4 protein-coding genes are annotated in these 8759 nt (G+C 42.6%); 2 read left to right on the top strand and 2 right to left on the bottom strand.

Annotated elements, in window-relative coordinates:
* The first annotated feature begins 353 nt into the window (after positions 1–353).
* Both Q0852_RS13570 and Q0852_RS13565 read left to right on the top strand, forming a co-directional pair.
* Entirely contained in the window at positions 354–1010 is a 657-nt protein-coding gene (locus Q0852_RS13570; RefSeq protein ID WP_299018759.1) for a hypothetical protein, read from the top strand.
* Positions 1011–1373: 363 nt separating this feature from the next.
* Positions 1374–1919, top strand: coding sequence for a lytic transglycosylase domain-containing protein (locus tag Q0852_RS13565; RefSeq protein WP_299018758.1), 546 nt, complete (start codon positions 1374–1376; stop codon positions 1917–1919).
* Between the two features lie 116 nt (positions 1920–2035).
* Here the strand turns inward: Q0852_RS13565 and Q0852_RS13560 are convergent, their stop codons facing one another.
* The gene (locus Q0852_RS13560; protein WP_299018757.1) at positions 2036–4912 is read right to left on the bottom strand and encodes a C25 family cysteine peptidase; all 2877 of its coding nucleotides are present in this window, start codon (positions 4910–4912) and stop codon (positions 2036–2038) included.
* A gap of 748 nt (positions 4913–5660) precedes the next feature.
* A complete protein-coding gene (locus Q0852_RS13555; protein WP_299018756.1) occupies positions 5661–8525 on the bottom strand; it encodes a C25 family cysteine peptidase in 2865 nt (954 codons plus the stop codon).
* Between the last annotated feature and the right edge of the window lie 234 nt (positions 8526–8759).

Raw genomic sequence — 8759 nt, 5'->3', positions numbered from 1 at the left:
ACGTCGCCAATAAGATCACCCAGTAACTCAACAAATAAATAAATTATAGTTCAAATCACCAAGTTGGCATCACGATCATATGAAGACATAATTTATGTGTATTAGTTCAGACTTGATCTGACAGTTGCCCACTCAGCTATCGGTGCCTGTCAGATTATATTTGGGCTAAATTCTTTTCCTTTTAGATTAATTTCTCACCTTAAAGTGTATCTATCGACGTCTTGGCATCATAATAAACCACCACAAAAAAATACCACTCTTCTACCTCAAATGAGATCTTCTTCTCTGACTTTTGTAACTACCTGTTGAAAGATGAGAACAATACGTTGTAGTTGTTGAAGTAGATAAGCAGTATGGTTCAAGCAGTACAAAACAATAATCAAGCGTTGTTAAATAAGCTTGTTGCACATTTTGGCATTACTCGTTTTACCAAGGATGGAGGTTATATTTTACCTGATGGACGCTTGCTGGACTTGCAGCGTTCAGATATGGACAAGCGTCAGTACCACAGAGCGATAGCCGCTTTGCTTCCGGAAGAGATGCTCGGTGCCTGTGATGAAATCACAATCATTAATCTGATGGCGACGACAGGTGTAATTCGTTACGAATCCAGGGGCAGGGTGCATGTGGCAGCTGAACCAACTCAAACTCAAAGGCGTAAGCTGTTCGATATAATGAAATACAGCGTCCACCCATATCGTGTTATTGCGTCTGATGCCAATGGAGCCACAATTGGCGATCAAATGTTCCAGTCACCACAAGCTCATGAATTGCTTCAATTCTTTAATTGTTGTTTCGCAAGTGGGCAGAAGCAATATCGAGATGATGAATTTTACGTAATGGAAGAGCGTGGCAATTATGTATTTGTTTTCCGACCGGAACAGCGCCGTATCGGACGATACGTTGCAAGTACCAATGTTTATAACATCGAGCCGAAATTTGAAGGTTCCCTAAATCTTTTCAAAACTAAAATTAGTTCGTTAAATCTTCCTTATAGCTCGATTGCCTGAAATTTAAGACTCTAGAGTTGCGATTGAGCGTAATATTTGAGTAGAGACAGGGGGTTAAAATAATCCAGGCTGGGTGTTGATGTTGTTTGATGTTTTCATTTGAGCAGGTGTAGATTTGTGCATTTAGGTGGCACATTAAACCGCAAAGTTAACGTTAGGTAGGGTAATATCTTGAAATGCCGCTGGTGGTTTTTTGTTCACTATACCGAGACTCAAGATTCATTTAAACTTTGCGGCTATTGGTGTGTTACAGCTTAATAGAATAATCCTTCGGCCAAAAGGTAACTCCACGAAATGAGGAAGTGTGCTTTCCTAACACTAATGCTACTCCCCGCCACAGTGCAGGCATCGTCAGAGAGTGCGATGTTGTTGAATCTTATTGCTGGTGATCAACGGGGGAAATCTCAATCTTTGTTCAGTGATGGTTCTCCTGAGTGGAGGTCCGGGCTGCTTTCGGACGTAGAGGTAAAAAAGAAGCCGAGGTTTTATGATCTTGTGTTGCGTTACACTCGAAAGTACGATGTTCCTTTAGCTCTGGTGCTAGGGGTAATCCAAGCAGAATCAAACTTTAATCCTAATGCGGTTAGCCACAAAGGTGCAAAAGGGTTGATGCAATTGATGGATATGAATTCAAAGCATTGGAAAATAGATCCTTTTAGTCCAGAACAGAATATTCAAGTCGGAACAGCAATGATTGCTCGTTTTTTAACAAAATATAATGGCAATATTGATATGGCGCTTGCCGCATACAATGCTGGCGAGGGTAATGTGCGAAAGTACCGGGGTATTCCGCCGTATAAAGAAACTCGACAATACATTATTAAAGTAAAACGTAATATGAAGCGGTTTGATGGTGTTAACCCTTCGCCACCATCCTTAGATTCATTTCCATCACTTTTCCAGAACTAACTTAAACGCTAATGAAAAGGGGAAATACTCATCGTATTTCCCCTTTTTTTTGACTCAGAATATTCATGAATTAATAATGAAAGCAATTGAGTCAATTAACGTTTTGTATGCAGTGATTAGCGTAGGCTGCCTTTTACAACAATAGTGTTTGTTGAAGAAGAGGTTTTGCCTTTGTCGTCTGTCACAGTAACCTGGAACTTCAGTGTAGCGTCATAGCGCGGTGTCAGTGCATAAGCATAGTTTTCATCTGAGTACGCAATTTCTGTAGCAGGGCCTGCAATTTGAGTCCATTTATAACTTACGACTTTGCCATCTGGATCTGATGATTTTGTTGCATCAAGTGTAACCCACTCAGAGTGTGATGCTGTTTTGTCGTTACCAGCATGCGCAATAGGTGCTTTGTTATCGTCATCATAGATACCGTTAACATGTACTGTTTGAATCGCTGAGTCAGTTTGGTTGTTTTCATCAGTGATTGTCAGTTTGAATTTCAGCGTTGTGCTGTAATACGGTGTTAGTGCATAAGCATAGTTATTGTCGGCATAGGCAAGGCGTACTTTAGGGCCTGAAGCCTGTTCCCACTTATACTGTACTTTTGCACCTTCAGGGATTTCAGACTGAGTACCATCAAGGATAATCCACTTATGGCCAGGAGTCGTTACTTCTGATGCAACACGCGCAACAGGAGCACTTTGTTGGCCATCAGCTTTGATTTCACCTTCATAAGCTATGGCATTGTGCTCAGTAACAGTAACTGTCATTGCTTCATTGGCTTCTAGTTCAAAGTGAGCAACACCGTTCTCATCAGTTGTCGCTATATGAGATTCACCGGACTCTGACACCAAAGCTACACGTGCATTTTCAATGCGCTCGTCACCATTGCGAACAACTACGTCAAACGTTGTAATTTCGCCATTGCTTGCAAATTCAACTGGATGAGTAACAGTTAGCTCTTTAGGTCGTTCTGTACGAAGCTCCAGTTCAGGATCACCGAACCAGTTGAAGTAACGAGCCGTATCTACAGCGTCATGATCTAGTGTGCCAAAATGTGAGAATAAGCGTTCTTTTGCTCGGGTTAGCGCCATTGCCGGACGCCAGGAAACCGGGTAAATGTTACTTGACCATGTGCCGTCATAATCATCCCAGAAGCTGTCCATGATACCGGCATGCATTAAGTCGTTGTAGCCTGACAAACTAACACGCGCTGCACCGGTAAAGCCGACAGCACCACCATTCGGGTTGCGCATCCAGGCTTCGGCAAAAGAGTCTTTGCCATCAAACCAGCCTGTTGCACAGTTAAGGCTGAATACCACAGGAGCTAGGTTACCGTTTGTCAGCGCGTTAACATTTTGGGCAACAAAGTGAGGATCAGCCCAGCCAGAGCCGTCATCATAGCCATGGTCGCGGTGCATTACGAAGCTAACACCTTGGTTAATTGCATTGGCAATATCAAAGCGATCGCCTTTTCCCTGGTTTTTCCATGCCTGAGGAACAACTCGTGGTGGTGTAATACGGGCTGTACCATAGCTCCAGCCACCATATTTCAGCTCTTTATCAAGGTCTGCATCCCATTCTAGAGCAGTATGAATTTGGAAACCTTTGTTAAACAGATCGCCGGGGCCGTTGAAGAAATCATAATCAGGGCCAAGGAAGTCGGCGACACGATGCAGATCTTCCATAAACATGCGATCTGCTTGCAGGTTTTTGTTGCGATCCTGGAATTGGCCAGCCAGAAGAACATGGCTGTAGCGATCAGAATCAACAGGGGTTTTCTCGTAGGCTAGTGTACGGTTAACCATAGTTGTGATTTGATCTTCTGTATCGCCCGGGAAGCGTCCAATCACTAGGTCTGAATATTTGTCAGTTCCGTCGACTAAGGTATATTCATAATCAGTATGCCAGCGGTGATTGATACCGTGGTGGAAGTGACCAACTATTTCATAGGCCGGAACATCTTCATTATCACCAACTAACAGGACGTAAGACGTCATTGGGCCTTTTTCATAAGCACCCTTGATGTATGCTTTGATTTGCTCCTGTGTATTACCGGTTTCGGTAATCGTCGCTACGTGAACGTTATAACCTTTTTTACGCTTCCAGGCCGCAAGAGGCTCAATTGTTTCTGCAAAGCGATCTGCTGTGATAATCAGGTAATCAGCCTGCTGAGCTGGTGTTAGTTCTTCGTTATTTTCCTGACGGCCTGGAGTAAAAACCGCATCAGCCTTTTGATCTGCTTGAGGGCGAAGATCAATAATTGAGTCTGTTGGTGCTTCGAAGTTTAATTTATCCTCCCGCTTTGTTTTTGTGCCGTCAGTTAATACATAGTTAACGTGAAAGCGCACTTTCTTTGCAAAGCGTACAGTTTCATTAATCGGGTTGAAATCAATTGGACGATAGGAAATGACAGCATAATTCTTGCCGCGCACACGAATAGTATCAACGATGGATACTGGTGCCGTAACAGAGTCTGTAAGGTTTTTATATGCACCTTCTTTTTTAACAAATGGCATATTTTCATCTGGACGGCTACCATCAGCTTTAACTACATCAGGAAATGGCAGTTGAACAGGATCGACCATGATGTCATTGAATGTTTCAGACCATTCTACATTTTCAATGATGATGTTCAGTTTGGCTCCATCAGGAATGCGAACCATTTGTTGGTAACCGGTCAGGTTTGGTAATCCCGGTGCCGCCGGGCTTCCCGCGTCTGGAAGCATAATTCGGTTATAAACATTACCATCGGCCATTTTTACTTTGCCCATGGTTAATGTTGTTAATTTCGCTTCAAACAGAGCTCTGCTTCCTTCTTGATTAATAAGAGTGAAGTTTTCGCTTGCTTGTTTAGTTCTTGCAAGTGGGGCTGAATCATACAGTTGGTCAAAGTTAATGACTTGCTTGTCATAGACCATTGCATCGGTATGATCGACCGCAAAAGTAGATTGCGAAAAGAGAGCGAGGGTTAAAAGGAGCCTCGTTTTGTTCAATTTCATTATTATCTCCTGTATCTGTTGTGTGTTGTAGAAATTGAAAATTCTGCATTTAATGCAGTTGTTATAACTTGAGTTGGTTTTATTAACTTGCTGAATATGTGATATTCATTCGAAAATAATTTCGTTGTTTATTTGTTTGTGTCGCTTAAAGTTAATTATTAATAATCGGCTTTAACTTCTTTTTTAAATAAACGAAACAAGCTGTCGCATGTATATAAATACTACGCTGAACTAACATTAAATTATCAGTTAAGAACAAGCTTTGTTTTAAGCTTGTACTTGACTGACTACTCTTAATAATCTGTTTTTTACATGACGATAAACTAATAAGGTTTAAAACTAAATTTGTTGAGGATAAATTAACAGCTCTTTTGATAACTTCTTCTGATGTTTTTATTGTTTATTATATATATCACGAATATAGAAGTGTGCTGCAGGTATTTGGGTGAACAATCAAGCTTTGTATAACAAATTAGATATTCCTCGCAGTTTTTTTTCGAACAAACTTTTAGTTTTGTCCTGATCGTGACACGTATGGAGTATGGTTTAATTCGTTGAAATGCTTCAAATTTAAACAGTACTTTCCAGTTGATAGTTTGCTCAATATTTTTGTTTCTTATGTTCAGCATAAATATGTGATTTGCAGCGAAAAATGTGTAAGTGATGGATGTTAAATCAGATAAAAAGGGGGAATACCATCCGGTATTCCCCCTTTGATTTTCATGTCGTCTTTAAACGTTACCTGAAATTAACGACGACCTTTTACAGCAACGGTATTTGTTGCTGAAGATGTTTTTCCTTTGTCGTCTGTCACTGTTAGCTTGAACTTCAATGTGGCGTCATAACGTGGTGTTAAAGCATAAGCGTAATTGTTATCTGGGTACGCAATTTGTACCGTCGGACCAGCAATTTGAGTCCACTTGTAGTTTGCAACTTTGCCATCCGGGTCTGATGATTTCGTACCGTCAAGTACTACCCACTGAGATGGTGAAACTACCTTATCACTGCCTGCATCGGCAATCGGAGCTTTGTTATTGTCTTTCTGACCGGTAACAAACACAGTTTGAATTGCAGAACTGCTGCGACCTGCTTCGTCAGTTACAGTTAGCTTGAATTTCAAAGTGGCACTGTTATAAGGAGTCAGCGCGTAAGCGTATTCATTGTTTGCGTAATCAAGACGTACTTTCGGTCCTTCAACCTGCTCCCACTGATAGCGAACTTTAGCGCCATCTGGAATCATAGATTTTCTGCCGTCCAGTACAACCCACTGGTTGCCTGGAACAGTCATATCCGCGGCAACTTTAGCTACCGGGTCTTCACCATCAACGGTAATCTGACCTTCGTATGCTTTAGCATTGTGCTCAGTTACAGTTACAGACATTGGTTCATCTGTGTCAACTTCGAAATGAGCAATACCGTTTTCATCCGTTGTTGCAACGTGAGATTCACCAGATGCAGAAACCAAGGCTACACGGGCATCTCCAACACGATCATCACCATTACGAACAACAACATCAAATGCCGCTATATCACCATTAGCAAATTGAGCTGGGTGAGTAACAGTTAGCTCTTTCGGACGCTCGGTACGAAGCTCCAGTTCCGGATCACCGAACCAGCTGAAGAAGCGAGCTGTATCAACTGCTCCGCTGTCGTGCATGCCGTAATGAGAGAATAACCGCTCTTTAGCTCGGTTAATCGCCATCGCCGGACGCCATGATACAGGGTAAATAGCGCTCGACCACACACCATCATAATCATCCCAGAAGCCATCCATAATCGCAGCGTGCATCAGGTCGTTATAACCTGAGTAGCTAACGCGAGCTGCACCAGTAAAGCCTACTGCACCGCCATTAGGGTTACGCATCCAAGATTCCGCGAATGAATCTTTACCGTCGAACCAGCCAGTCGCACAGTTCAAACTGAAGACAATCGGCGTCATGTTACCGTTGGTCAGCGCATTAACTTCAGTAGCCGTAAAATGAGGGTCTGCCCAGCCTGAGCCATTTCCGTAACCGTGGTCGCGGTGCATTACTAGACCTACACCTTGGTTAATGGCATCAGCGATATCATTTTTGTCTCCACTTCCTTGGTTCTTCCAAACCTGAGGAACAACTTTGGGTGGAACTACACGTGCTGTACCGTAATCCCAGCCTTCATATTGAAGCTCTTTGCTTGTATCAGCATCCCACTGAAGGGCGGTGTGGATTTGATAACCTTTGTTGAACAGATCGCCAGGGCCATTGAAGAAGTCATAATCAGGGCCAAGGAAATCAGCGACACGGTGCAGGTCTTCCATAAACATACGGTCAGCAACAAGATTATGATCATTGCTGTCCTGGAATTGGCCTGCCAACAGGATATGGTTGTAACGGTTGGAATCTGCAGGGGTTTTCTCGTAGTTCAGGGTGCGGTTAACCATGCCTGTGATCTGGGCTTCGGTATCACCAGAGAATCGACCAATCATTAGGTCAGAGTATTTATCTGTACCGTCTACCAATGTGTATTCATAGTCAGTATGCCATCTGTGGTTTGGACCATGGTAACCGTGACCAACGATTTCGTATCCTGGAACATCTTCATGGTCGCCAACGAACAGGACATATGAGGTCATAGGGCCTTTTTCATAGGCATTTTTAATGTATGCCTTGATTTGATCCTGAGTATTACCTGTTTCCGTGATCGTGGCTACGTGAACGTTATAGCCTTTTTTCCGTTTCCATGCCGCGAGTGGTTCGATTGTGTTTGCAAAGCGGTCAGCAGTGATGATCAGATAGTCGGCCTGCTGGGCAGGTGTCAGTTCTTCATTATTTTCCTGACGGGCTGGAGTAAAAACAGCATCGGACTTTTTCTCTGCTTCGGTGCGAAGATCAATGATAGAGTTTTCCGGGCTGGCGAAGTCGAGCTTATCCTGTCGTTTTGTTTCTTTGCTTTCGGGCAGGATATAGTTGACATGGAAGCGGACTTTTTCGGCGAAGCGAACTGTTTTCTTAACCGGATTGAACTCAATTGGTCGGTAAGATATTACGGCATAGCTCTTGCCGCGAACGCGAATAGTATCAACAACACTGACTGGTGGGATTACTGCATCAGTTAGTACACGGTAAGCGGTTTCGTCTTTGACGAAAGGCATGTTTTCTTCAGGGCGAGAACCATCCATTTCGACTACGTCTGGGAATGGAAGCTGAACCGGGTCAACGATGATATCTGAGTAAGTATCAGACCATTCAACTTCGTCAATGACAACGTTAAGCTGAGCACCGTCCGGAATCCGAACCATCTGCTGGTAGCCTGTAAGGTTTGGTAGACCTGGTTCTGCAGGACTACCACCGTCCGGAAGCATAATACGGTTATAAATATTACCGTCAGCCAATTTAACTTTGCCCATGGTGAGCGATGTTAGTTTTGCTTCAAAGTGAGCACTGCTGCCTTGCTGGTTGATTAACGAGAAATATTGGCTTTTTTGAGTAGAATCGGCAGCTGATACGGTATCAAGCATTTGATCAAAATGAATGACTTGTTTATCAAATACCATTCGATCTGTATGGTTGTCAGCAAAAGTAGGGTGTGAAAATAGAGCGAGGGTCAAAAGGAGCCTCGTTTTATTTAATTTCATTTTTATCTCCTATATCTGTTGTGTGTTGTTGAAATTGAAACTCTGCTTAGTGCAGTTGTTATAAACTTGATTAGGCTTTAGTTTTCAGAATATGTGATATTCATTCGAAATTAATCTGCGTTATTGATTCCTATTTCTTTTGTTGATTGGAATGCTAATAACAAACAAGAAGGTGTTTTTAATTGAGCGTAATAACCCCTCGCATGTATATAATCAATACTGCGTTAAAGTAAT

Source organism: uncultured Photobacterium sp. (assembly GCF_947502415.1).
Taxonomy (GTDB): Bacteria; Pseudomonadota; Gammaproteobacteria; order Enterobacterales; family Vibrionaceae; genus Photobacterium.
Note: the sequence above shows the minus strand (reverse complement) of the source record. Positions and strands in the feature narration are given on the sequence as shown.